Source organism: Pseudomonas aeruginosa (genome assembly GCF_001457615.1).
Taxonomy (GTDB): domain Bacteria; phylum Pseudomonadota; class Gammaproteobacteria; order Pseudomonadales; family Pseudomonadaceae; genus Pseudomonas; species Pseudomonas aeruginosa.
The window spans coordinates 485,981-510,351 of the sequence record NZ_LN831024.1 but is presented as its reverse complement, the minus strand read 5'-3'; the positions used below and the strand labels follow the sequence as shown (position 1 = coordinate 510,351).

The 24,371-nt window shown below is 67.2% G+C and carries 18 protein-coding genes; 8 read left to right on the top strand and 10 right to left on the bottom strand.

Annotated elements, in window-relative coordinates; translation table 11 throughout:
* Window positions 1-15: 15 nt before the first annotated feature.
* Window positions 16-2,814 (bottom strand): AAA family protein disaggregase ClpG, encoded by a 2,799-nt coding sequence (clpG, locus tag AT700_RS02285; protein WP_048520718.1) that lies wholly within the window; start codon window positions 2,812-2,814, stop codon window positions 16-18.
* Between the two features lie 373 nt (window positions 2,815-3,187).
* Here clpG and mdtD point away from each other — a divergent pair, with 373 nt between their 5' ends.
* Window positions 3,188-4,621, top strand: coding sequence for a multidrug transporter subunit MdtD (mdtD, locus tag AT700_RS02280; RefSeq protein ID WP_003084717.1), 1,434 nt, complete (start codon window positions 3,188-3,190; stop codon window positions 4,619-4,621).
* Window position 4,622: 1 nt separating this feature from the next.
* A complete protein-coding gene (locus AT700_RS02275; protein ID WP_003142684.1) occupies window positions 4,623-4,997 on the top strand; it encodes a YkvA family protein in 375 nt (124 codons plus the stop codon).
* On the opposite strand, the gene AT700_RS02270 is transcribed toward AT700_RS02275, so the two are convergent.
* Window positions 4,991-5,515, bottom strand: a complete 525-nt coding sequence (locus AT700_RS02270; protein WP_003099931.1) for an ATP-dependent zinc protease — start codon at window positions 5,513-5,515, stop codon at window positions 4,991-4,993. The genes AT700_RS02275 and AT700_RS02270 overlap by 7 nt on opposite strands.
* A gap of 150 nt (window positions 5,516-5,665) precedes the next feature.
* Window positions 5,666-5,875, bottom strand: coding sequence for a cold-shock protein (locus AT700_RS02265; RefSeq protein ID WP_003084710.1), 210 nt, complete (start codon window positions 5,873-5,875; stop codon window positions 5,666-5,668).
* Window positions 5,876-6,222: 347 nt separating this feature from the next.
* On the opposite strand from AT700_RS02265, the gene dbpA reads away from it, so the two are divergent.
* Together dbpA and yccS are read left to right on the top strand one after the other, a co-directional pair.
* Window positions 6,223-7,599, top strand: a complete 1,377-nt coding sequence (dbpA, locus tag AT700_RS02260; protein ID WP_003084703.1) for an ATP-dependent RNA helicase DbpA — start codon at window positions 6,223-6,225, stop codon at window positions 7,597-7,599.
* 261 nt (window positions 7,600-7,860) lie between these two features.
* Entirely contained in the window at window positions 7,861-10,062 is a 2,202-nt protein-coding gene (gene yccS, locus AT700_RS02255; protein WP_003084700.1) for a YccS family putative transporter, read from the top strand.
* Here yccS and AT700_RS02250 read toward each other — a convergent pair.
* From AT700_RS02250 to AT700_RS02240, 3 genes are all read right to left on the bottom strand, one after another.
* Window positions 10,059-10,790 (bottom strand): substrate-binding periplasmic protein, encoded by a 732-nt coding sequence (locus AT700_RS02250; RefSeq protein WP_003099929.1) that lies wholly within the window; start codon window positions 10,788-10,790, stop codon window positions 10,059-10,061. The genes yccS and AT700_RS02250 overlap by 4 nt on opposite strands.
* A 107-nt stretch (window positions 10,791-10,897) precedes the next feature.
* Window positions 10,898-11,692 (bottom strand): slipin family protein, encoded by a 795-nt coding sequence (locus AT700_RS02245; protein WP_003118835.1) that lies wholly within the window; start codon window positions 11,690-11,692, stop codon window positions 10,898-10,900.
* Window positions 11,689-13,020: an NfeD family protein gene (locus AT700_RS02240; protein ID WP_003099925.1), complete on the bottom strand. Its 1,332-nt coding sequence runs from the start codon at window positions 13,018-13,020 to the stop codon at window positions 11,689-11,691. The genes AT700_RS02245 and AT700_RS02240 overlap by 4 nt, the downstream gene beginning before the upstream one ends.
* Window positions 13,021-13,399: 379 nt before the next feature.
* Between AT700_RS02240 and AT700_RS02235 the strand changes: the two genes are divergently transcribed.
* Window positions 13,400-15,022, top strand: a complete 1,623-nt coding sequence (locus AT700_RS02235) for an inorganic phosphate transporter (protein WP_023081626.1) — start codon at window positions 13,400-13,402, stop codon at window positions 15,020-15,022.
* 42 nt (window positions 15,023-15,064) lie between these two features.
* Here the strand turns inward: AT700_RS02235 and AT700_RS02230 are convergent, their stop codons facing one another.
* Both AT700_RS02230 and gcvA read right to left on the bottom strand, forming a co-directional pair.
* The gene (locus AT700_RS02230) at window positions 15,065-15,469 is read right to left on the bottom strand and encodes an acyl-CoA thioesterase (protein ID WP_003084686.1); all 405 of its coding nucleotides are present in this window, start codon (window positions 15,467-15,469) and stop codon (window positions 15,065-15,067) included.
* A 151-nt stretch (window positions 15,470-15,620) separates the two neighbouring features.
* The gene (gene gcvA / locus AT700_RS02225) at window positions 15,621-16,529 is read right to left on the bottom strand and encodes a transcriptional regulator GcvA (RefSeq protein ID WP_003084684.1); all 909 of its coding nucleotides are present in this window, start codon (window positions 16,527-16,529) and stop codon (window positions 15,621-15,623) included.
* A gap of 220 nt (window positions 16,530-16,749) precedes the next feature.
* On the opposite strand from gcvA, the gene AT700_RS02220 reads away from it, so the two are divergent.
* Together AT700_RS02220 and AT700_RS02215 are read left to right on the top strand one after the other, a co-directional pair.
* A complete protein-coding gene (locus tag AT700_RS02220) occupies window positions 16,750-17,931 on the top strand; it encodes an acyl-CoA dehydrogenase (RefSeq protein ID WP_003084682.1) in 1,182 nt (393 codons plus the stop codon).
* A gap of 119 nt (window positions 17,932-18,050) precedes the next feature.
* A complete protein-coding gene (locus tag AT700_RS02215) occupies window positions 18,051-19,274 on the top strand; it encodes a CaiB/BaiF CoA transferase family protein (protein WP_003084679.1) in 1,224 nt (407 codons plus the stop codon).
* 199 nt (window positions 19,275-19,473) lie between these two features.
* Here the strand turns inward: AT700_RS02215 and AT700_RS02210 are convergent, their stop codons facing one another.
* A complete protein-coding gene (locus tag AT700_RS02210; protein ID WP_003084676.1) occupies window positions 19,474-20,757 on the bottom strand; it encodes a Zn-dependent hydrolase in 1,284 nt (427 codons plus the stop codon).
* 58 nt (window positions 20,758-20,815) lie between these two features.
* Complete coding sequence (locus AT700_RS02205) at window positions 20,816-22,306, bottom strand: NCS1 family nucleobase:cation symporter-1 (RefSeq protein ID WP_034045496.1); 1,491 nt, start codon at window positions 22,304-22,306, stop codon at window positions 20,816-20,818.
* A gap of 615 nt (window positions 22,307-22,921) precedes the next feature.
* Here AT700_RS02205 and hydA point away from each other — a divergent pair.
* On the top strand, window positions 22,922-24,361 hold the full coding sequence (gene hydA, locus AT700_RS02195) for a dihydropyrimidinase (protein ID WP_003099919.1): 1,440 nt from the start codon (window positions 22,922-22,924) through the stop codon (window positions 24,359-24,361).
* Window positions 24,362-24,371 lie beyond the last annotated feature (10 nt).

The following is a 24,371-nucleotide window of genomic DNA, read 5'->3' as shown; positions in this document are numbered from 1 at the left end:
CCAACCTTGGTCGGGTCACTTGGCCTTCGGCTTGTCGGCCTTGCCCTTGGCGGCGGCGCCTTTCTTCGCCGCCGGCTTCCTCGCCGCCGTCGCGCGGCCCTTGGGCGTCTCGCCGGCGCCGGATTTCTTGCGTGCCGCCGGCTTCGGCGCGGCGCCCTTGCGGTAGCCGACGCCGTCCTTGGCGTCGTAGAAGAAGGTGACCGTCTCGCCCTCTTTCACCTCGCCCTTGAGCATCGCCGTGGCCAGGCGCGTCTCCAGTTGCTGGCGGATCTGCCGCTTCAGCTCGCGGGCGCCGAACTCCGGCTGGTAGGCCTCTTCGGCGAGGTGGCCGACCAGGCTGTCGTCGATGTGCAGGTAGATGTCCTGGGCGTGCGCGGCGCGCTTCACCCGCTCCAGTTGCAGGCGCACGATGTCCTCGATCTGCGCCTTGCTCAACGATTCGAAGACGATCACCTCGTCGAGGCGGTTGAGGAATTCCGGGCGGAAATGCCCGCGCAGGGTAGTCATCAGTTCGCGCTTGAGCTTCTCCGGCGGCTGGGCGAACTCGCCGGCCTGGGCGTTCTTCATGATCAGCTCGGAGCCGAGGTTGCTGGTGGCGATGATGATGGTGTTGGTGAAGTCCACCACGCGCCCCTTGCCGTCGGTCAGGCGGCCGTCGTCGAACACCTGCAGGAGGATGTTGTTGACGTCGGCGTGGGCCTTCTCGATCTCGTCGAGCAGGATCACGCTGTACGGCCGCCGGCGCACCCGCTCGGTGAGCTGGCCGCCCTCGTCGTAGCCGACGTAGCCCGGCGGCGCACCGATCAGCCGGGACACCGCGTGGCGCTCCATGTATTCGCTCATGTCGATGCGGATCATCGCGTCTTCGTCGCCGAACACCACCTCGGCCAGGGCCTTGGCCAGCTCGGTCTTGCCCACCCCGGTCGGGCCGAGGAACAGGAAGGTGGCGATCGGCCGGCTGCCCTGGCGCAGCCCGGCGCGGGCCAGGCGCACGGCGTCGCTGACCGCGGTGATCGCTTCCTGCTGGCCGATCACCCGCTGGTGCAGGCGCTCTTCCATCTGCAGGAGCTTCTCGCGCTCCTCGGCGGTCAGTTCGGTGACCGGGATGCCGGTGAGCTTGGAGATGATCTCGGCGATGTCCTCGACCCGCACCTCCTCGGTCTTCGACCCCTGGGTCTGCTGCCAGCGCTCGGTGATCTGCTCGAGGTGTTCCTTGCGTTCCTGGATGCGTTTCTCGAAGACCTTCGCCTCGTCGTACCACTTGCGGCTGGCGGCGTAGTCCTGCTCGCGCTTGAGCTGCGCCAGCTCGGCCTCCAGTTCCTGGATCTCGGCCGGCCGCGAGGTGCTGGCGATGCGCACGCGGGCGGCGGCCTGGTCGATCAGGTCGATGGCCTTGTCCGGCAGGAAGCGGTTGCCGATGTAGCGGTCGGACAGCTCGGCGGCGGCGACGAAGGCCTCGTCGCGGATGGTCACCTTGTGGTGGCCTTCGAGCTTGTCGCGCAGGCCACGGAGGATGGAGATGGTCTGCTCCACCGTCGGCTCGGGGACGAACACCGGCTGGAAGCGCCGCTCCAGCGCGGCGTCCTTCTCGATGTACTTCTGGTACTCGTTGAGGGTGGTGGCGCCGATCAGGTTCATCTCGCCGCGCGCCATCGCCGGCTTCAGCACGTTGGCCACGTCCAGCCCGCCTTCGCCGCCGCCCTGGCCGGCACCGACGATGGTGTGCACCTCGTCGATGAACAGGATGATCTCGCTCTGCGCCGCCTGCAGTTCGTCCATCACCTGCTTGAGGCGTTCCTCGAACTCGCCGCGGTACTTGGCGCCGGCGACCATGGCGTTGATGTTCAGTTCGACCAGGCGCTTGTCGCGCAGCACCTCCGGCACCTCGCCCTGGACCATGCGCTGGGCCAGGCCTTCGACGATGGCGGTCTTGCCGACGCCGGGCTCGCCGATCAGCACCGGGTTGTTCTTCTTGCGCCGGGCGAGCACCTCGATGGTGGTCTCGACTTCCTTCGAGCGGCCGATCACCGGATCGAGCTTGCCTTCGAGGGCCAGCCGGGTCAGGTCGCGGCTGAACTTGTCCAGTTGCGGAGTGTTGCTCGGGCCGTCCACGCGGCCGTCCTCGGCGCCCTTGCCGACCACCTTGACCGCTTTCTGCCGTAGCGCCTGCTCGGTCAGGCCGTACTTCTTCAGGAGCGTCCCGGCGAAGCTGTCCGGCACCGCCGCCAGGCCGAGCAACAGGTGCTCGGGGCCGACATAGCTGTGGCCGAGTTCGCGGGACAGGGCGAAGGCATGCTGCAAGGCGCTCTTCACCCGCGGCGAGATGGTCATGTCCTCGCTCGCCTCGCCCTTGCTGGCGCCGCGCACGGCGTTGGCCTCGATGTACTGCTTGAGGTCGGCCGGCGACAGGCCGAACTGCTTGAGCACCGCCTGCACCACGTCGGCGTCGGCCAGGGCGTAGAGCAGGTGCTCGGTGTCCACTTCGCGCTTGCCGAATTCGGCGGCGACCTGCGCGGCGCGTTGCAGGTACTCGGTGGTCTGCTTGCTGAAGTACTCGGCGATGTCCACCGCCTCCGGCTCGCGGGCGCGCACCGGGGTGACCGGGCTCTGCTCGCCGAAGCCGGAGAAGATCTCGTCGAACGGGCTGCCGCCGCCGAACAGCGACTCCAGCGGCGAGCGCATGCGCTGCTGGCGCATCAACTGGCGGTAATGCAGTTCGCAGAGGGCGAGTTCGCGGCGCTGGCCGTTCTGTACCAGGCTGACGCGGGCGACGGCGGGACGTTCGTGGCAGATAGCGCAAAGTTCCTGGGCCATGGGAGGACTCCTGTTTCCACGGAAGGTGGGCTTCGGCGACGGCAGCGGCGACCGGGGTCGCCGAGCGCTGCGTGGAGAACATCGCGACAAGGCGGTGAAGCACGCGCCGTCGAGCATGCAACGCGGGACATGTCCGTGCGATGACGAAGCGCCGACGTCGCATCCGCAGCCACTGACGGGGTGACTCTTGAGTACTAGCACAGCAGCCGGCGAGCGCCAGCGCTTCGGCTTGACCCAGGACAATGAAAGGCGACCTCTCTGGCCGCGACTTCCGCCGCAATGCCCGCTGTTCGCCCCGATCCGGTCGCCGGCCGTCCCATCGCGGCGAGAACTTCTCTATGCTTGGGCCCTGTCCGCCCGAGGGAGCCCGTCCATGAGCGAGCCGTTCCAGCTCACCCCCCGCATCGCCCGCCAACTGCCCTGGCTGGTTGCCGTCGCCTTCTTCATGCAAGCCCTCGACGGCACCATCCTCAACACCGCGCTGCCGAGCATGGCCAGTTCGCTGAACGAAAACCCGCTGCGCATGCAGGCGGTGGTGATCGCCTACCTGCTCACGGTGGCCCTGCTGATACCGGCCTCGGGGTGGATCGCCGACCGTTTCGGCACGCGCCGGGTGTTCCTCGGCGCGGTACTGCTGTTCAGCCTCGGCTCGTTGCTTTGCGCGCTGTCGCCGAGCCTCGAACTGCTGGTCGGGGCGCGCATCGTACAGGGCGTCGGCGGCGCGCTGATGATGCCGGTGGGACGGCTGGTGATCCTGCGCGTCTACCCGCGCCAGGACCTGGTGCGGGTGCTCAGCTTCGTCACCATTCCCGGCCTGCTCGGCCCGCTGGCGGGACCGACGCTGGGCGGCTGGCTGGTGGAGTACGCCTCCTGGCACTGGATCTTCCTGATCAACCTGCCGGTCGGCCTGCTCGGCTGCCTGGTGGCGATGAAGCTGATGCCGGACCTGCGCAGCCCGGTGCCGAGCCGTTTCGACAGCATCGGCTTCCTGCTCTTCGGCGGCTCCATGGTGCTGATCTCCATCGCCCTGGAAGGACTCGGCGAGCTGCACCTGTCGCACCTGCGCGTGGTCCTGCTGCTGATCGGCGGACTGGTCCTGCTCACCGCCTACTGGCTGCGCGCGCTACGCATCGACAAGCCGCTGTTCCCACCGAGCCTGTTCAAGGCGCGGACCTTCGCCGTCGGCATCCTCGGCAACCTGTTCGCCCGCCTGGGCAGCGGCGCCCTGCCCTTCCTCACCCCGCTGTTGCTGCAGGTGGGACTGGGCTACCCGCCCTCCACCGCGGGCATGACCATGATCCCGCTGGCGCTGTTCGCGATGGTCGCCAAGCCGATGGCCAAGCCACTGCTGGACTTCTTCGGCTATCGCAAGCTGCTGGTCGGCAACACCCTGATCCTCGGCTGCCTGATCGCCGGCTTCGGCCTGGTCGACCAGGACACCCCCTACGTCTGGCTGCTGCTGCACCTGAGCCTGCTCGGCGCGGTGAACTCCCTGCAATTCACGGCGATGAACACCCTCACCCTGATCGACCTGCAGGACAGCAACGCCAGCAGCGGCAACAGCCTGATGTCGGTGGTCGTGCAGTTGTCGATCAGCCTCGGCGTGGCTTGCGCGGCGGCGTTGCTGGGCGGTTTCCAGACCGACCTGGATACGGGGCAGGACACCGTACTCGGCGCCTTCCACGCCACCTATGTCAGCGTCGGCCTGATGTCGATGCTGGCCGCGGCGATCTTCTTCCAGCTCGGCAGCGAGGACGGTCGCACCAGCCCGCGCCGGGTCGATCCGGAAAAGGACCCGGACCTCTAGGATGGCCTGGATCGCTACGCTCAAGCGCTGGGCTCGCGAGCTGAAGACCGAGGTCATCGTCCTCTGGCTGTGCAGCCGCCATCCGCACATGCCCTGGCTGGCCCGACTGGTGGCTCTGCTGGTGGTGGCCTATGCGCTGAGTCCGATCGACCTGATCCCGGACTTCATACCGCTGCTCGGCTACCTCGACGACCTGTTGCTGGTGCCGCTGGGGATCTGGCTGGCGATCCGCCTCACCCCACCCACGCTGCTCGCCGAGTGCCGCGCGCGGGCTCGCGAGGTCGAGACGCACCCGCGCAACCTGTGGATGGCTGCGCTGATCGTGCTGTTCTGGGTGGCGCTGGGCGCTGGACTGCTGCGCTGGTTCTTCTACTGAGCGGCGAGCGCGCTGCAGGTAGGTTTGCGGGTAAAGGTTCGGGACACGTCGACCGCGCCGAGGTGTTCGAGCGTGCGGCGACCGAGCAGCACCGGATAGTTCATGTTGCCGCGGTCGCGCAGGGAGAACTGCTCGCGCAGCAGCTTGGCGCCCAGGCAGATGTCCATCGCCACCACCGGACGGCTGTCGCTGCCGCCGGCGCCGCGTACCTTGATCAGCCGCAGCACCTTGCGCTCGAAGGTCACGCTGACCGGCGCCTTGCTGTCGGCGGTGGGCAGCACGACATCGAAGCGCACCCAGCGCTCGCCGTCCTTCCTGTAGCGATGGATATTCCTCGCGTCCAGCGACGAGGTCAGCGCGCCGGTATCCAGCTTGGCCTTGGCCTGCATGCGCTCGGGCATCAGCCAGGACTGCTCGATCCAGCCCCAGTGCTCGGTGGCGGCATGGCAGGACGCGGAAGAGAACGACAGCGACAACAGCGCGGCGAAGGCCAGACGACGGGATTGCACAGGCTTCATCGAAACGACTCCGAACGGGACCGGGCCACTCTGGGCGGGAACTCGTCAAGACAGGGTGAACGGCAGGCGAAGACAGTGTGACGGTTTTCTCCGGGCAATAAAAAACCCGGATGCTTCCATCCGGGTTCTTCGGGCTGGGGCCCAGGGATCTTAGTTGATCACCTGAACGCGCTCGGCCTGCATGCCTTTCTGGCCTTGTACGACTTCGAAGCTGACCTTCTGGCCTTCGGCCAGGGTCTTGAAGCCGTTACCTTCGATGGCACGGAAGTGAACGAAAACGTCCGGGCCGCTTTCCGGGGTAATGAAGCCGTAGCCTTTGGTTTCGTTGAACCACTTAACGGTGCCGTTCTGACGGGACATTGCAAGTTCTCCTTGGAACTATGGGTATTGATTTAGCCACGAAATCGTAGCCGGTAACTGAGTTGCAAGGAGTTACAAGGAGTCGAGCAGGACGGGCTGGAATTTCCGACCGCATCAGGTCACGATCGACGGCGACCCATGCAAACACAGTGTCAGCACTCTACGACAAAAAACTGAGGAAAGCGAACCTGTATAAAAATACAGAAACGCGCTTTTTTCGTTTTTCGGACGAACGGTACTGGCCAAAGATACATTGCCTGTCGCTGCTGCTCCGGCGGCGATCGCACGCGGCAAGCCGCCGCAGGCTGCTAGACTAGCCGCTCGTATCGCCTGCCGAGCCCTGCCCCGTGACCTCCACCGCTTTCTCCTCGCTGCCGCTTTCCGCGGACCTCCTGGCCAATCTCGACTCCCTCGGTTACCGGGAGATGACGCCGATCCAGGCGCAGAGCCTGCCGCTGATCCTCCAGGGCCACGACCTGATCGCCCAGGCCAAGACCGGCAGCGGCAAGACCGCGGCCTTCGGCCTCGCCCTGCTCAGCCCGCTGAACCCGCGCTACTTCGGCTGCCAGGCGCTGGTGCTGTGCCCGACCCGCGAACTGGCCGACCAGGTCGCCAAGGAGATCCGCCGGCTGGCCCGCGCCGCCGACAACATCAAGGTCCTGACCCTCTGCGGCGGCGTCCCCTACGGCCCGCAGGTGGCTTCGCTGGAGCACGGCGCGCACGTGGTGGTCGGCACCCCGGGGCGCATCCAGGAGCACCTGCGCAAGGGCACCCTGGTCCTCGACGGGCTCAATACCCTGGTCCTCGACGAAGCCGACCGGATGCTCGACATGGGCTTCTACGACAGCATCGCCGAGATCATCGGCCAGCTCCCCGAGCGCCGGCAGACCCTGCTGTTCTCCGCCACCTACCCGGACGGCATCGAGAAGCTGGCGAAGACCTTCATGCGCGATCCGCGACAGGTGAAGGTCGAGTCGCTGCACGCCGACAGCCAGATCGAGCAGCGCTTCTTCGAGATCGATCCGAAGCAGCGCATGGACGCCGTGGTACGCCTGCTCCAGCATTTCCGGCCGCAGTCCTGCGTGGCCTTCTGCCAGACCCGCCAGCAGTGCCAGGAGCTGGCCGACGCACTGAAGGCGCAGCGGATTTCCGCCCTGGCCCTGCACGGCGACCTGGAGCAGCGCGAGCGCGACCAGGTCCTGACGGTGTTCGCCAACCGCAGTTGCAACGTACTGGTGGCCACCGACGTGGCCGCCCGCGGGCTGGACATCGCCGCCCTGGAAACGGTGATCAACGTCGAGCTGGCGCGTGACCCGGAGGTCCACATCCATCGCATCGGACGCAGCGGTCGCGCCGGCGAGAAAGGCCTGGCCCTGTCGCTGGTGGCGCCGGCCGAGGCCAGCCGCGCGCAGGCCATCGAGGACCTGCAGAAGCAGCCGCTGGCCTGGTACGCCCTCGGCCAGTTGAAGGCCAGCCCGGAGCCATTGCTGCCGCCGATGAGCACCCTGTGCATCGCCGGCGGACGCAAGGACAAGGTGCGCCCCGGCGACCTGCTCGGTGCCCTCACCGGCGACGCCGGGCTGCCCGGCAGCGCGGTGGGCAAGATCGCCATCTTCGACTTCCAGGCCTTCGTCGCCATCGAGCGGGGCCTCGCCCACCAGGCCCTCAAGCGCCTGAGCGAAGGCAAGATCAAGGGTCGCTCGTTCAAGGTCCGCCTGCTTTAGCGCGCCGCCGCTTCGCTCGCCGGGCCCGCTCCGGCGCGCGATATCGCCGCCGGGTAACGTTCGGCGCGGCGACGACGTCTTAGCGTTCGCAGGCACGAAGCCTGCATCCGCCAGATGCCCGGCTCGACCGAGTTGCCCACGGCAGCGCTTCCTGCGACTGCGGCGGGCAGCGGACTTCCAGTCGCGCGAAATCGGCCGATTGAATTAGCCGGACAGGCCACATAGGCTGAACCACGGACCATCGGATAGCACTCCGCCCCCATGCCGCCCTCTTCGTTGACACACACGCTCCGCCGCCTCTGGGCCCTCGACAAGTTCGCCTATAGCCTGCGGGTATTCATCGCCCTGGCCGGCGCCCTGCTGCTGTGCTGGTGGCAGGACCGCATCGAGCTGCTGATCCCGCTGTTTCTCGGGATCATCGCCAGCGCCCTGGCGGAGACCGACGACAACTGGCTAGGCCGCCTGCAAGCGCTGCTGGTGACCCTGCTGTGCTTCAGCGTCGCCGCCTTCGCCGTCGAGTTGCTGTTCCCCTATCCCTGGCTGTTCGTTTCCGGGATGGCGCTGTCGGCGTTCGGCATGATCCTCCTCGGCGCCCTCGGCGAGCGCTATGCGGCGATCGCCTCGGCGACCCTGATCCTCTCGATCTACACCATGATCGGCGTGGACCAGCGCGGCGGCGAGGTCGCCGATGTCTGGCACGAACCGCTGCTGCTGGTGGCCGGGGCGGCCTGGTACGGGCTGCTCTCGGTGCTGTGGAACGCGCTGTTCTCCAACCAGCCGGTGCAGCAGAGTCTTTCCCGCCTGTATTTCGAGCTGGGCGAATACCTGAGGATCAAGTCGAGCCTGTTCGAACCGTTGCGCCAGCTCGACGTGGAGGGCCAGCGCCTCGCCCTGGCACGGCAGAACGGCAAGGTGGTGGTGGCGCTGAACCAGGCCAAGGAGACCATTCTCAACCGCCTCGGCCATGGTCGGCCGGGCCCCAAGGTGAGCCGCTACCTGAAGCTCTATTTCATCGCCCAGGACGTCCACGAGCGCGCCAGTTCCTCGCACTACCCGTACAACCGGCTGGCCGAGGCGTTCTTCCACAGCGACGTGCTGTTCCGCTGCCAGCGCCTGCTCAACCAGCAGGGCAAGGCCTGCCAGGCCCTGGCGCGGGCTATCCGCCTGCGCCAGCCGTTCGACTACGCCGACCGCGAGCTGGCCCTGGAAGATCTCCAGGCCTCGCTCGAACACCTGCGCCAGCAGAGCAACCCGGCCTGGAAGGGCCTGCTTCGCTCGCTCGGCGCCCTGGCCGCCAACCTCACCACGCTGGACCGCAAGCTGGCCGGGGCGAGCAACCCGGACGCCATCGCCGACGAACAGGACAGCGCCCTGCTCGACCGCTCGCCGCGCAGCCTGAAGGACGCCTTCGAGCGCCTGCGCCAGCAGCTCACCCCGACCTCGCTGCTGTTCCGCCACGGCCTGCGCATGGCCCTGGCGCTGACCGCCGGCTACGGCGTGCTGCACTGGATCCATCCGACCCAGGGCTACTGGATACTGCTCACCACGGTGTTCGTCTGCCAGCCCAACTATGGCGCGACCCGCCTGCGCCTGGTGCAGCGGATCCTCGGTACGGTGGTCGGCCTGGTGGTCGGCTGGGCGCTGATCGACCTGTTCCCCAGCCCGCTGGTGCAGTCGCTGTTCGCGGTCGCCGCCGGGGTCGCCTTCTTCGCCACCCGCAGCAGTCGCTATACCCTGGCGACGGCGGCGATCACCCTGCTGGTGCTGTTCTGCTTCAACCAGGTCGGCGATGGCTACGGGCTGATCCTGCCCCGCCTGTTCGATACCTTGCTGGGCAGCCTGATCGCCGGCCTCGCGGTGTTCCTGGTGCTGCCCGACTGGCAGGGCCGCCGGCTCAACCGCATGCTCGCCAACACCCTCGCCTGCAACAGCCGTTACCTGCGGCAGATCATGCAGCAGTACGCCACCGGCAAGCGCGACGACCTCGACTACCGCACCGCCCGGCGCAACGCGCACAACGCCGACGCAGCGCTGTCGACCACCCTGTCGAACATGCTCCTGGAGCCCGGCCACTTCAGGAAGGACGCCGAGATCGGCTTCCGCTTCCTGGTCCTCTCGCACACCCTGCTCAGCTATCTATCCGGTCTCGGCGCGCACCGCGAAAGCCTGCCCGAGGACGCCAGCGACGGCCTCCTGGAGCGCGCCGCCGAGCGGCTCTCCGCCAGCCTCGAGGAAATCGCCGCGAGCCTGGAACAGAAACGCCCGGTCGCCATCTACAGCGAAGAGGAGGAAGCGCTGGCCAAGGAACTGGAGCAGATGCCCGAGGACATGGACGACAGCCATCGCCTGGTACAGACCCAACTGGCGCACATCTGCCGCCAGCTCGCCCCGCTGCGCACCCTGGCCGCGCACTTGCTGAAGAAGGAACTGGCCGGCGCGCAGCCACTGCCAGGCCAGCCCTAGCGCGCGCCGTAGCGCTCCAGCAGGCGCTGGTAGCTGCCGTCGTCGCGCATGCCGCGGATGGCCAGGTCGAAGCCGTCGACGATCTCGTCATGCCGGGGATTCCTCAGGCTCACCAGCAGGTGCAGGCCGTTCTCGCCAAGCGGGATGGGCAGTACCTCCAGCTTGTCGCGCAAATCGGCCAGTTCGCCCTTGAAGGCGACCCCCAGCGCCAGCTCGTCCTCCACCGCCAGGTCGACCCGCCCCGCCTCGAGCATCCGCGCGGCGTTGGCGAAGCTGGTCACGTTGACCTTCTGCAGACGGCTGTCACGGTCGAATTCGGGCGCGTAGGCATAGTCGCGCACGACCGCGATGCGGTAGGGACGCAGGTCGCTCAGGCGGGAAAACTCGATACCCCGCCCCTTGCGTTGCAGCAGGCGGATGCGGTTGCTCAGGTAGGCGCGGGAAAACTGCCCGTAGAGGCTGCGGGCGGGCTCGTACCAGGCGCTCAGGGCGATGTCGTAGTCGCCGCTGCGCACGCCATACAGGGCACGCGACCAGGGTACCTGCTGGAAACTCGAGTCGAAGCCGGCGCGCTTGAGCGCGGTGGTCACCAGTTCCACCGCCAGGCCGTTGCCAGGCAGGCGCGAATCGACGAAAGGCGGCCAGGAGTCGCCGACCAGGCGCAGGTTGGCGGCAGGCAGCGCGCAAGGGAGGAGCAATGTCAGCAGCAGGAGTGCGCATCGCAGCATGAAGGAGCGTCCCGGGAGTGGATCGCCACAGCATAGCCATCCCGACCCCGGGCACGCATGTCCCCGTGTCGCGGCTCGATGATATTTCCATCACAAACCGCACGCGTTCACCTCTCCTCTTCCTCTCCGGCGGCCTTTTCGTTCCGCGGCGCGGCACCTGCGTACTTGCCGCCGAAGAGTTCGATCGGCATCGGGAAGACGATGGTCGAACTCTTGTCGCCGGCGATCGCGCCGAGGGTCTGCATGTAGCGCAACTGCATGGCGCCACTCTGCCGGCCGAGCATCTGCGCCGCCTGCATGAGTTTCTCCGAGGCTTGCAGCTCGCCCTCGGCATGGATCACCTTGGCCCTGCGCTCACGCTCCGCCTCGGCCTGCCGGGCGATGGCGCGAACCATCGATTCGTTGAGATCGACGTGCTTGATTTCCACATTCGCCACCTTGATGCCCCAGGCGTCGGTCTGCGCATCGAGCACTTGCTGGATATCCAGGTTCAGGCGCTCGCGCTCGGCGAGCATCTCGTCCAGCTCGTGCTTGCCCAGCACCGCGCGCAGGGTGGTCTGGGCCAACTGGCTGGTGGCGGCCAGGTAGTTCTCCACCTGGATGATCGCCTTCTGCGGATCGAGCACGCGGAAGTACACCACCGCGTTGACCTTCACCGAAACGTTGTCGCGGGAAATCACATCCTGCGGCGGCACGTCGAGGACGATGGTGCGCAGGTCGATGCGCACCATCTGCTGGATCGCCGGGATCACCAGCACCAGCCCCGGCCCCTTGACCTTCCAGAACCGCCCGAGCTGGAACACCACGCCGCGCTCGTACTCGCGGAGGATGCGCAGCGCGCTGAACAGCAGCAGCGCGAGGAACACCAGCAACATCGCCAAACCATAGGAAATACCCATCATCCACCTCCTTCATCGGCCAGCGCGACTTCCAGGAGCAGGCCCTTGCGCGCCAGCACCCAGACCGGCTGGCCCACCGCCAGCGGCCGCGCGGCGAGCACCCGCCAGCGCTCGCCCTGGAGCAGCACCCAGCCTGCGCAGGGTTGTTCGGAATCCACCGCCGCCACCGTCGCCAGGCTGCCGACCAATCCGGCGGTGCCACTTACCACCGCTTGCCGGCGAGTACGCAGGGCCATGCCCAGCAGACCGACGATCAGCGCGGCGCTGAGCAACGCCAGGGCCACCACCAGGCCGGGCGGAATGCCGTAGCCGGGCACCTCGGTATCGATCAGGATCAGCGCGCCGACCACGAACGAGACGATTCCGCCGATGCCGAGCACGCCGAAGCTGGCGACGAACGCCTCGCCCACCATGAACGCCAGGCCCAGCGCGATCAGCGCCAGCCCGGCGTAGTTGACCGGCAGCATCTGCAGGGCGTACAGGCCAAGCAGCAGGCAGATGCCGCCGAGCACGCCGGGCAACGCCATGCCGGGATTGGCCAGTTCGAAGATCAGCCCGTAGATGCCGATCATCATCAGGATCAGCGCCACGCTGGGATCGGTGAGCACCGCCAGCAACCGCGCGCGCCAGTCCGGTGCCTGGCGCTCGACCGTGGCGCCGGCGGTAGCCAGGGTAAGCGCGCGCTCGCCGACGCGCAGGCTGCGGCCGTCGAGCTGGCGCAGCAGGTCGGGCAGGTCGCGGGCCTGCAGGTCGATCACCTTCTGCGCCGCCGCCTCGTGCGCCGCCAGGCTGACCGCCTCGCGCACCGCGCGCTCGGCCCATTCGACGTTGCGCCCGCGCAACTGCGCGAGGCCACGGATATAGGCGGCGGCGTCGTTGACCTGCTTGCGCGCCATGGGTTCGGCGTCCCGCGCCGGGGGCTTCTCTGCGGGCTTGTCCGGCGTCCCCAGGCGCACCGGGGTGGCGGCGCCGAGGTTGGTCCCCGGCGCCATCGCTGCGATATGGCAGGCATACAGGATGTAGGTGCCGGCGCTCGCCGCCCGCGCCCCGCTGGGCGCGACGAAACCGGCGACCGGCACCTGGCTGGCGAGGATCGCCTTGACGATGCGCCGCATCGATGCGTCCAGGCCGCCGGGCGTGTCCAGTTCCAGCACCACCAGTTGCGCGCCGTCCTCGGCGGCACGCTCGATGCCGCGCACCAGGTAATCGGCGCTGGCCGGGCCGATCGCACCATCCACCGAGAGCACCCGTACCGGTCCGGAGGCCGCGAGACAGGCCGGGCCGGCGAAGCACAGCAACAGCGCCAGCGCGAGCCGGCACGGCATCCGCATATCGACCTCCCCGACCGCCCGGCCGGGCCACCCCGGGACGAAGGCGCTCGTCCCGCGCACCGGGCCGGCAAGCGACCGGCCCCGCCGCGCACTTCTCAGTCTAGTCCAGTGGCTCTCGCCTTCCCCGCGCGTGTCCGGATCGGCAAATCCCTCAACATGCCAACTTTTTAGCGACGAAATGATGGCACTCGCCACAGGAATTCATTAATCTTCGCGGCCGCAGCGGGCAGGCCGCCTGGCGCCCGACCCCATCCGGCTTCCGGCGGCCTCCCGCGGCCCTTGTCCTTTCTTCGCCAGACGAAGCCGGTATGCGAAAGACATAACTTGTCACAAACGCCTGCCCATCATGTGCCGGTCATCCCCAGCGCGGACCCGCACCATGACCTCCGATGTCCTTCCCGCCGTCGCCGTCGCCAGTGCCGCCGGCAACGCGCACAAGCCCCATCTCGAGCAGCGCCCCGGCCGCCTCACCGCCTTCGTATTCTTCGCCGTGCTCGCCACCGGACTGCTGTTCAGCGCCTACAGCCTGATGCAGGACGTCGATGACGTCGGTTCCGCGATCACCACCTGGACGCCCTTCCTGCTGCTCGGCGTGGCCCTGCTGATCGCCCTCGGCTTCGAGTTCGTCAACGGCTTCCACGACACTGCCAACGCGGTGGCCACGGTGATCTACACCCACTCGCTGCCGCCGCACTTCGCGGTGGTCTGGTCGGGTTGCTTCAACTTTCTCGGCGTATTGCTCTCCAGCGGCGCGGTGGCCTTCGGCATCATCGCCCTGCTGCCGGTGGAACTGATCCTGCAGGTCGGTTCCTCGGCCGGCTTCGCCATGGTCTTCGCCCTGCTGATCGCCGCCATCCTGTGGAACCTCGGGACCTGGTGGCTGGGCCTGCCGGCGTCGTCCTCGCACACCCTGATCGGCTCGATCATCGGCGTCGGCGTGGCCAACGCGCTGATGCACGGGCGCGACGGCACCAGCGGGGTGGACTGGGGCCAGGCGACCAAGGTCGGCTATTCCCTGCTGCTCTCGCCGCTGATCGGCTTCGCCTGCGCCGCCCTGCTGCTCCTGGCGCTGCGCCTGCTGGTGAAGAACCGCGCGCTGTACAAGGCGCCGAAGGGCAAGGCGCCGCCGCCCTGGTGGATCCGCGGCCTGCTGATCCTGACCTGTACCGGGGTGTCCTTCGCCCACGGCTCCAACGACGGGCAGAAAGGCATGGGCCTGATCATGCTGATCCTGGTCGGCACCCTGCCGATGGCCTACGCCCTGAACCGCACCATGCCGGCGGACCAGGCAGTGCAGTTCGCCGCCGTCGCCGAGGTCACCCGGCAAGCGCTGGTGAAGAGCGCGCCGCAACCGGCGCCGGCCGATCCGCGCCAGGTACTCTCCGACTACGTGCGCAGCAAGCAGGCATCGCCTGAGCTGATCCCGGCGCTGGCCGCCCTGACCGGCTCGATCGGCCAGGAAGTGAAAGGCTATGGCGCGTTCTCGCGGGTACCGGCGCAAGCCATGGGCAACGTGCGCAACGACATGTACCTGACCTCCGAGGCGATCCGCCTGATGGACAAGGACGACGTCGGCCGCTTCGACGCCGACACCCGCGGCAAGTTGCAGGCGTTCAAGCGGAAGATCGACGACGCCACCAAGTTCATCCCGCTATGGGTGAAGATCGCCGTGGCCATCGCCCTCGGCCTGGGCACCATGGTCGGCTGGAAACGCATCGTGGTGACGGTCGGCGAGAAGATCGGCAAGACCCACCTGACCTACGCCCAGGGCGCCTCGGCGGAAACCGTGGCGATGCTGACCATTGGCGCGGCGGACCTGTATGGCTTGCCGGTATCCACCACCCATGTACTGTCTTCCGGGGTGGCCGGGACCATGGCGGCGAACGGTTCGGGACTACAGTGGAAGACCATCCGCAACCTGCTGATGGCCTGGGTGCTGACGCTGCCGGCGGCGATCCTGCTCTCGGCCTCGCTCTACTGGCTGCTCACCCGGCTGTTCTGAAACACGGCGGCCGGCACGGGTGCCGGCCGCTCGTCGCGCCGATCAGGGCAGGACTTCGTCTTCCTTGAACTGGTCCTTGATGTAGGTGATCTCGGTCTTGCCGTGGGGCGCCGGCAGGCCGTCCGGGCCGAGGTTGACGAAGACCATCTTGTCGATGGTGAGGATGCTCTTGCGGGTGATCTTGTTGCGCACGTGGCAGGTCATGGTCAGCGAGGTACGACCGAAGTCGGTGGCGGTGATGCCCAGCTCGATGATGTCGCCCTGGCGCGCCGAGCTGACGAAGTTGATCTCGGAAATGTACTTGGTGACCACGCGCTGGTTGCCCAGCTGGATGATCGCGTAGATCGCCGCTTCTTCGTCGATCCAGCGCAGCAGGCTGCCGCCGAACAGGGTGCCGTTGGGGTTGAGATCTTCTGGCTTGACCCACTTGCGGGTGTGGAAATTCATGTGAACTCCTGGTGTGGTGCCCCACGGCCGCCATCCTGGCCGTCGTGGAGGATGCCCGGCGGTATCGCCGCCGCGGCTCCGCGGGACCCGGCGGATCGGCCCGGTCCCGGGGCGGCGCGTCCTGCCTGCGCCACCCGATGTTCCTGCGCGTTCAGCCCAGCCCGTTGGCCTCGCGGTACTGCCTGGCCTCTTCCACCAGCCAGTCGCGGAAGGCATTGAGCATCGCCGATTCGACCCTGCGCTCGGGAATGATCAGGTAATACGCATTCTCGCTCAAATAGGCATGTTGCATGGGCACGATAAGCCTTCCGTCGGCCAGCTCGTCCTGGATCAGGAAGGGCGGTATGAGGGCCACGCCCATGCCGTGCATGGCCGCCTGGGCAAGCATGGAGAACAGCTCGTAGCGCGGCCCGCTCATGTCGTGGGCGACGTTCAGTCCCTGGGAGTGAAACCACTGGCGCCAAGCGTAGGGCCGGGTGCTCTGCTGCATCAGCGGCAGCCCGGCGACCTGCTCGGCGCTCAGCGTTCGACGCCCGCCCAGCAGCTCCGGGCTGCACACCGGCACCGGATTCTCGCGCATCAGGAAATGCGAGACGGTACCCGACCAGTCGGCGTCGCCGAAGTACAGCGCGGCGTCGAACTCGGTGTCGGCGAAGAGGAACGGGCGGGTGCGGTTGGTCAGGTTGATCGTGACCTCCGGGTGCAGCCGCTGGAAACGCTTGAGCCGCGGCAACAGCCATTGGGTGCCGAAGGTCGGCACCACCGCCAGTTCGATCGCGCCGCCGCCCTGGTGCCCCATCACCGCCAGGGTGTCGCGCTCCACCGCGTCGAGGCGTACCGCCACCCGCCGGCTATAGGACAGCCCGGCCTCGGTGAGCTTGACCCCGCGCCGCGAGCGACGGAACAGCTCGACACCGAGGAACTCCTCGAGCGTGGCGATCTGCCGGCAGATCGCGCTCTGGGTCAGGGACAACTCCTCCGCCGCCTTGGTGAAGCTCTCGTGGCGCGCGGCGGATTCGAAGCTGACCAGCGCGGCGGTGGAAGGGATCTTGCGTCGCATGGAGGACTCCGGAGTGCCGGTTTCGCATCTATGACGCCCAGGTCACGATTCCTCGCGCCTCTTCAAGGGCATGAAATACGAGACTCATTTTCTCGGAGTGAGAAAATAGCACAAGTGCGTGCGAATTCCTCGTTTGCCGCCCCATTCGCTAGGCTCTTAGGATGCTTCCATTCCGGCTGGCCCACGCCAGCCTCCGCTACCGCTTGACGAGGATGTACGCATGGCCACCAAAGCTAGCTTCAACTGGGAAGATCCCCTGCTGCTGGACCAGCAGCTCACCGAAGAAGAGCGCATGGTTCGCGACAGCGCCCAGCAGTTCGCCCAGGACAAGCTGGCCCCGCGCGTGCTCGAAGCCTTCCGCCACGAACAGACCGACCCGAAGATCTTCCGCGAGATGGGCGAGACCGGCCTGCTCGGCGCGACCATTCCCGAAGCCTACGGCGGCAGCGGCCTCAACTACGTCTGCTATGGCCTGATCGCTCGCGAAGTCGAGCGCGTCGACTCCGGCTATCGCTCGATGATGAGCGTGCAGTCCTCGCTGGTGATGGTGCCGATCCATGAATTCGGCAACGAAGCCACCCGGCAGAAGTACCTGCCCAAGCTGGCCAGCGGCGAATACATCGGCTGCTTCGGCCTGACCGAGCCGAACCACGGTTCCGACCCGGGCTCGATGGTCACCCGGGCGAAGAAGGTCGACGGCGGCTATCGCCTGAGCGGCAGCAAGATGTGGATCACCAACAGCCCGATCGCCGACGTCTTCGTGGTCTGGGCCAAGGATGACGAAGGGCAGATCCGCGGCTTCGTCCTCGAGAAGGGCTGGGAAGGTCTGAGCGCCCCGGCGATCCATGGCAAGGTCGGCCTGCGTGCCTCGATCACCGGCGAGATCGTGATGGACAACGTGTTCGTTCCGGAAGAGAACGCCTTCCCCGAAGTGCGCGGCCTGCGCGGTCCGTTCACCTGCCTGAACTCGGCGCGCTACGGGATCTCCTGGGGCGCCCTGGGCGCCGCCGAATTCTGCTGGCACACCGCCCGCCAGTACGTGCTCGACCGCCAGCAGTTCGGCCGCCCGCTGGCCGCCAACCAACTGATCCAGAAGAAGCTGGCCGACATGCAGACCGAGATCACCCTGGCCCTGCAAGGCTGCCTGCGCCTGGGGCGGATGAAGGACGAAGGCACCGCGGCGGTGGAAATCACCTCGATCATGAAGCGCAACAGCTGCGGCAAGGCCCTCGACATCGCCCGCCTGGCCCGCGACATGCTGGGCGGCAACGGCATCTCCGACGAATTCGGCATCGCCCGCCACCTGGTCAACCTGGAAGTGGTGAACACCTACGAGGGCACCCACGATGTCCACGCGCTGATCCTCGGCCGCGCGCAGACCGGCATCCAGGCATTCTTCTGAGCCACCGAGCAACACCCCGGCGCGCTTTTTCACGGTAGCGCGCCGGCCGCCGGGGAGACGGGCAAGGAACCCGTCTTCCCGGCCATTTCCGTTTCCAGCCCCCAGCAGCGAGAACCGTCATGCCCGGCGCCCTTTCCCATATCCGCGTACTCGACCTGTCCCGTGTCCTGGCCGGCCCCTGGGCCGGGCAGATCCTCGCCGACCTCGGCGCCGAGGTGATCAAGATCGAGCGCCCCGGCAGCGGCGACGACACCCGCGCCTGGGGCCCGCCGTTCCTCAAGGATGCCGAAGGCAACGACACCAGCGAGGCGGCCTACTACCTGTCGGCCAACCGCAACAAGAAGTCGGTGACGGTGGACTTCACCCAGCCGGAAGGCCAGCGCATCGTTCGCGAACTGGCGGCCAAGGCCGACATCCTGCTGGAGAACTTCAAGGTCGGCGGGCTCAAGGCCTATGGCCTCGACTATGAATCGCTGAAGCAGGTCAACCCGAAGCTGATCTACTGTTCGATCACCGGCTTCGGCCAGTCCGGCCCCTATGCCAAGCGCGCCGGCTATGACTTCATGATCCAGGGCCTGGGCGGCCTGATGAGCCTCACCGGGCGCGCCGACAACGAGGAAGGCGCCGGTCCGGTGAAGGTCGGCGTGGCGCTGACCGATATCCTCACCGGGCTGTACTCCTCCACCGCGGTGCTCGCCGCCCTCGCCCACCGCGACGTCAGCGGCATCGGCCAGCACATCGACATGGCCCTGCTCGACGTGCAGGTCGCCTGCCTGGCCAACCAGACCCTCAACTACCTGACCACCGGCGTGCCGCCGCGGCGCCTGGGCAACGCACACCCGAACATCGTGCCGTACCAGGACTTCCCCACCGCCGACGGCGACATGATCCTCACGGTCGGCAACGACAGCCAGTTCCGCAAGTTCGCCGAGCTGGCAGACCACCCGGAATGGGCCGACGACCCGCGCTTCGCCACCAACAAGGCGCGGGTGGCCAACCGCGAGGTGCTGATCCCGCTGATCCGCCAGGCCACGGTGCTGCACACCACCGCCGAGTGGATTCTTTCCCTGGAGCGCGCCGGCGTGCCCTGCGGGCCGATCAACGACCTGGCGCAGGTGTTCGCCGACCCGCAGGTGCAGGCCCGCGGCCTGCGCGTGGAGCTACCGCACCCGCTGGCCGGGACGGTGCCGCAGGTAGCCAGCCCGATCCGCCTGTCCGAGACGCCGGTGGAATACCGCAACCCGCCGCCCACCCTCGGCCAGCACACCGACGAGGTCCTCGAGACGCTCCTCGGCCTGGACGCGGCCGCGCTGGAAAGGCTGCGCGACGGCAAGGTGATCTGAGCCCCGCGCCCCGCCCCAGCGACGCATCGGCGGATAACGCCCCACCGTACCCCGCGCAACACCGCGACGTAGGGCGCATAACCGCAACGCGGTTATCCGCCGGCCAGCCGAGCATCGGCGGATAGCGCCCCTGGCGTCATTCGCCCTACCGACCCCGTGTAGAAGGCGGTCGATGCCGGCGCCTCGATGGAAGCGCCACTCAGGCCGCCAGGCGGCCGCCGGCGATCGCCTCGGAGGCCTTGAGCATGGCCCGCAACAGCACCGCGCAGCCGGCGGCCAGGTCGTCGGGGCTGGCGTTCTCGATCTCGTTGTGGCTGATGCCGTTCTCGCAGGGCACGAAGATCATCCCCGCCGGACCGAGTTCGGCGAGGAAGATCGCGTCGTGGCCGGCGCCGCTGACGATGTCCATCTGCGGCATGCCCAGCGCCTGCGCCGCCTCGCGCACCGCGCCGACGCATCCCTGGTCGAAGTACAGCGGCGGGAAATCGGCGGTCGGCACCAGCTCGTATTGCAAGCCATGCTTCTCGCAGGTAGCGGCGATCACCTGGCGGACCTCGGCGATCATCGAGTCCAGGCGCTCCGGTTGCAGATGGCGGAAGTCCAGGGTCATCTTCACTTCGCCGGGTATCACGTTGCGCGAACCGGGATAGGCGTGCAGGCAGCCGACCGTGCCGCAAGCATGCGGCTGATGGCCGAGGGCTGCGCGATTGACCGCCTCGACCACCGCCGCGGCACCGACCAGGGCGTCCTTGCGCAGGTGCATCGGCGTTGGCCCGGCGTGTGCCTCGACGCCGCGCAGGGACAGGTCGAACCATTTCTGCCCGAGCGCGCCGAGCACCACGCCGATGGTCTTCTCCTCGTCCTCGAGGATCGGCCCCTGTTCGATGTGCGCCTCGAAATAGGCGCCCACCGGATGTCCGAGACAATCGCGCGCTCCCGCGTAGCCGATGGCGTCCAGCGCCTCGCCTACGCTGACACCGTCGGCATCGCGCTTGGCCAGGGTCTCCTCCAGGGTGAACTTCCCGGCGAATACGCCCGAGCCCATCATGCAGGGCGCGAAGCGCGAGCCTTCCTCGTTGGTCCACACCACCACCTCCAGCGGCGCCTCGGTTTCCACCCCGAGGTCGTTGAGGGTGCGGATCACCTCGAGGCCGGCCATCACCCCGAAGCAGCCGTCGAACTTGCCACCGGTGGGCTGGGTGTCGATGTGGCTACCGGTCATCACCGGGGGCAAGTCCGGGTTACGCCCGGGACGACGGGCGAAGATGTTGCCGACCCGATCGACGCTGACCGTGCAGCCGGCCGCTTCGCACCATTGCACGAAGAGATCGCGGGCCTGGCGGTCGAGATCGCTCAGGGCCAGGCGGCAGACCCCACCCTTGGCGGTGGCGCCGAGGCGGGCGAGATCCATCAGCGATTGCCAGAGGCGCTGGCCATCGATGTGTCGCTGGGTGGATTGCAGGACGTTCCGGGCAGTGCTCATTGTCGTTTCCTCAGGCTTGGAGTAGGTGTCGGCGGCTCGCCGGCCGCCTGTATGCCCATCAGGGCAGCGGTTTGGCCAATGCCGCCGGGCTCCGCGCACGGCGGCCGCAGAGGCCGTAGTAGAGCGCGCCGCCGAGCAGCGAGCCGGTGAACCAGCCGTAGTCGTAGAACCAGTGGAACTGGCGGTTGCCGAGGGCCATGACGGTCAGCGCCACCGGCACCGCGAAGGCGGCGAAGCCGGGCCAGTTCCAGGCCGGGTAGACGTCGTCGCGGTAGAGTCCGGCGAGGTCGAGGCGTTGCCTGCGCACCAGGAAGTAGTCCACCACCATGATCCCCGCGATCGGCCCGAGCAGGCTGGAGTAGCCGAGCAGCCAGTTGGAGTAGACGCTTTCCAGGCTGAGGTCGGAAACGATCCAGCCGAGCTTCTTCAGCAACTCGTGGGCCATCAGCGCCAGGCCGATGAAACCGGTGAGCCAGACGGCGCGGGTGCGGCCGATGAGTTTCGGTGCGATGTTCTGGAAGTCGTTGGTCGGCGAGACGATGTTCGCCGCGGTGTTGGTCGAGAGGGTGGCGACGATGATCAACGCCATCGCCACCGCCACCCAGCCGGGGCTGGGGATGTGCCCGATCAGGCTGACCGGGTCGGAAACCGTCTCGCCCACCAGCGAAGCCGAGGCGGCGGTCATCACCACGCCGAGGGCGGCGAACAGGAACATGGTCAGCGGCAGGCCGAAGATCTGCCCGAGTATCTGGTCCTTCTGGCTACGCGCATAGCGGCTGAAGTCGGGGATGTTCAGCGACAGCGTGGCCCAGAAGCCGACCATCGCCGTCAGCCCGGCCATGAAGTAGCCGGTGACGCTGGCGCCTTCCGGGCGCTTCGGCGGCTGCGCCAGCAGATCGCTGACCGATATGTGCGGCAGCGCCCACACCAGCAGGCCGAGGCCGACCAGCACCAGCAGCGGTGCCGAGAGTGTCTCCAGCCATTTGATCGACTCCGCGCCGCGCAGCACCACCCACAGGTTCAGCCCCCAGAACAGGAGGAAACCGATCACCTCGCCGGTGCCGCCGAGGGCTTTCCAGGCGGGAAGGATCGAACCGAGGAAGAGATGGATCGCCAGCCCGCCGAACAGCGTCTGGATGCCGAACCAGCCGCACGCGACCACGGCGCGGATCAGGCATGGCACGTTGGAGCCGATGATGCCGAACGAAGCGCGCAGCAGCACCGGGAAGGGAATGCCGTAGCGGGTGCCGGCGAAGGCATTGAGGGTCAGCGGGATCAGCACCACCAGGTTAGCCAGCAGGATCGCCAGCAGCGCTTCGCCGACGCTGAGGCCGAAGTAGGCGGTGAGGACGCCGCCGAGGGTGTAGGTGGGCACGCAGATGGACATGCCGATCCACAGCGCGGTGATGTGCCACCTGTTCCAGGTACGCTGTTCCACCCGGGTCGGGGCGATGTCGTGGTTGTAGCGGGGACTGTCGAGTACGTCGCTGCCGGCGGACAGCTCGACCAAGCCGTCGCGCTCGGTCACTTCCGATCTGCTCTGTTGCATGGGCCTCTCCAGAATTCTTTTAGTTATTCGCTCATCGGGCTAATGCGATGGCCGGAGTACCGCACCACCAGTACTGCACCTCCGGTCCGGACAATGCCGTGGCGGGCGGCACTCAATAAGCGTGCCGAAAACCCCGCGACGTCACTGGGCAGGCCGGTCTACTGGAGGTAACCGACTGATCTGAAACACTTCATCGACAACGTCGGTGACACGCCGACGGGCAGTCCGGCGTGTCACCGGGGGAAATGCGCGAGCCTGTCGCCCCGGTCAGGAACCAAAGGAGTGCAGGCGAACTTTTTTCATCTCCCCACAACCGTTCGAACACGGCTTTCAAGCGGCTGATTTTGCATGGGAAATCTCGACCTTTTTGAATTCTTGTCAAGCGCGTCAAAATGGTGAGAACCCTCACCATTTTGGTGATATTTATTTTTAATTATTTAAAATCAATAAGTTACAAACTCAAACAACCATTTGAAAATAATCTTGCTCAATCGATGATCAGCATCTAGATTCGAATCCTGTCAGCGCTGACAGGATTACAAAAGTCCTCGGCGCATGGCGAAAAAACAATTTCAAGAACCGGCAACGACCGGTCAGCCTGCGAGGAAAGACGGCATGTCCCTGTTGATCCGTGGCGCCACCGTGGTTACTCACGAAGAGAGTTATCGAGCCGACGTGCTCTGTGCCAACGGCCTCATCCAGGCCATCGGCGAGAACCTCGAAACCCCCTCCGGCTGCGACGTCCTCGACGGCGGTGGCCAGTACCTGATGCCGGGCGGCATCGACCCCCATACCCACATGCAGTTGCCCTTCATGGGCACGGTGGCCAGCGAGGACTTCTTCAGCGGCACCGCGGCCGGGCTGGCCGGAGGGACCACCTCGATCATCGACTTCGTCATCCCCAACCCGCGACAGTCGCTGCTGGAGGCCTTCCACACCTGGCGCGGCTGGGCGCAGAAATCCGCTGCGGACTACGGCTTCCACGTCGCCATCACCTGGTGGAGCGACGAGGTCGCCCGGGAAATGGGCGAGCTGGTGGCACAGCACGGGGTGAACAGCTTCAAGCACTTCATGGCCTACAAGAACGCCATCATGGCCGCCGACGATACCCTGGTGGCCAGCTTCGAGCGCTGCCTGGAGCTGGGCGCGGTGCCGACGGTGCACGCGGAGAACGGCGAACTGGTCTTCCACCTGCAGCAGAAACTCCTCGCCCAGGGCCTCACCGGCCCCGAGGCGCATCCGCTGTCGCGTCCGCCGCAAGTCGAGGGCGAGGCCGCCAGCCGCGCCATCCGCATCGCCGAGACGCTGGGTACGCCGCTGTACCTGGTGCATATTTCCAGCCGCGAGGCGCTGGACGAGATCGCCTATGCCCGCGCCAAGGGCCAGCCGGTCTACGGCGAGGTGCTGGCCGGGCACCTGCTGCTCGACGACAGCGTCTACCGCCACCCGGACTGGGCCACCGCGGCCGGCTACGTGATGAGCCCGCCGTTCCGTCCCGTCGAACACCAGGAAGCGCTGTGGCGCGGCCTGCAGTCCGGCAACCTGCATACCACCGCCACCGACCACTGCTGCTTCTGCGCCGAGCAGAAGGCCATGGGCCGCGACGACTTCAGCAAGATTCCCAATGGCACGGCCGGCATCGAGGACCGCATGGCGCTGCTGTGGGACGCCGGGGTCAACAGCGGGCGCCTGTCGATGCACGAGTTCGTCGCGCTGACCTCCACCAACACCGCGAAGATCTTCAACCTGTTCCCGCGCAAGGGCGCGATCCGCGTCGGCGCGGATGCCGACCTGGTGCTCTGGGACCCGCAGGGCAGCCGCACCCTCTCGGCCGCCACCCATCACCAGCGGGTCGATTTCAACATCTTCGAAGGTCGCACCGTGCGCGGCATTCCCAGCCACACCATCAGCCAGGGCAAGCTGCTCTGGGCCGCCGGCGACCTGCGCGCCGAACCCGGCGCCGGACGCTACGTGGAGCGCCCGGCCTACCCGTCGGTGTACGAAGTGCTCGGCCGCCGCGCCGAACGCCAGCGCCCGGTCGCCGTCGAGCGCTGATCCTTCCCGC

Bases quoted from the DNA above. Each gene is read 5' to 3' on its own strand.
- clpG (WP_048520718.1), bottom strand. From the start codon at position 2,814: ATGGCCCAGGAACTTTGCGCTATCTGCCACGAACGTCCCGCCGTCGCC.
- mdtD (WP_003084717.1), top strand. From the start codon at position 3,188: ATGAGCGAGCCGTTCCAGCTCACCCCCCGCATCGCCCGCCAACTGCCC.
- AT700_RS02275 (WP_003142684.1), top strand. From the start codon at position 4,623: ATGGCCTGGATCGCTACGCTCAAGCGCTGGGCTCGCGAGCTGAAGACC.
- AT700_RS02270 (WP_003099931.1), bottom strand. From the start codon at position 5,515: ATGAAGCCTGTGCAATCCCGTCGTCTGGCCTTCGCCGCGCTGTTGTCG.
- AT700_RS02265 (WP_003084710.1), bottom strand. From the start codon at position 5,875: ATGTCCCGTCAGAACGGCACCGTTAAGTGGTTCAACGAAACCAAAGGC.
- yccS (WP_003084700.1), top strand. From the start codon at position 7,861: ATGCCGCCCTCTTCGTTGACACACACGCTCCGCCGCCTCTGGGCCCTC.
- AT700_RS02250 (WP_003099929.1), bottom strand. From the start codon at position 10,790: ATGCTGCGATGCGCACTCCTGCTGCTGACATTGCTCCTCCCTTGCGCG.
- AT700_RS02245 (WP_003118835.1), bottom strand. From the start codon at position 11,692: ATGATGGGTATTTCCTATGGTTTGGCGATGTTGCTGGTGTTCCTCGCG.
- AT700_RS02240 (WP_003099925.1), bottom strand. From the start codon at position 13,020: ATGCGGATGCCGTGCCGGCTCGCGCTGGCGCTGTTGCTGTGCTTCGCC.
- AT700_RS02235 (WP_023081626.1), top strand. From the start codon at position 13,400: ATGACCTCCGATGTCCTTCCCGCCGTCGCCGTCGCCAGTGCCGCCGGC.
- AT700_RS02230 (WP_003084686.1), bottom strand. From the start codon at position 15,469: ATGAATTTCCACACCCGCAAGTGGGTCAAGCCAGAAGATCTCAACCCC.
- gcvA (WP_003084684.1), bottom strand. From the start codon at position 16,529: ATGCGACGCAAGATCCCTTCCACCGCCGCGCTGGTCAGCTTCGAATCC.
- AT700_RS02220 (WP_003084682.1), top strand. From the start codon at position 16,750: ATGGCCACCAAAGCTAGCTTCAACTGGGAAGATCCCCTGCTGCTGGAC.
- AT700_RS02215 (WP_003084679.1), top strand. From the start codon at position 18,051: ATGCCCGGCGCCCTTTCCCATATCCGCGTACTCGACCTGTCCCGTGTC.
- AT700_RS02210 (WP_003084676.1), bottom strand. From the start codon at position 20,757: ATGAGCACTGCCCGGAACGTCCTGCAATCCACCCAGCGACACATCGAT.
- AT700_RS02205 (WP_034045496.1), bottom strand. From the start codon at position 22,306: ATGCAACAGAGCAGATCGGAAGTGACCGAGCGCGACGGCTTGGTCGAG.
- hydA (WP_003099919.1), top strand. From the start codon at position 22,922: ATGTCCCTGTTGATCCGTGGCGCCACCGTGGTTACTCACGAAGAGAGT.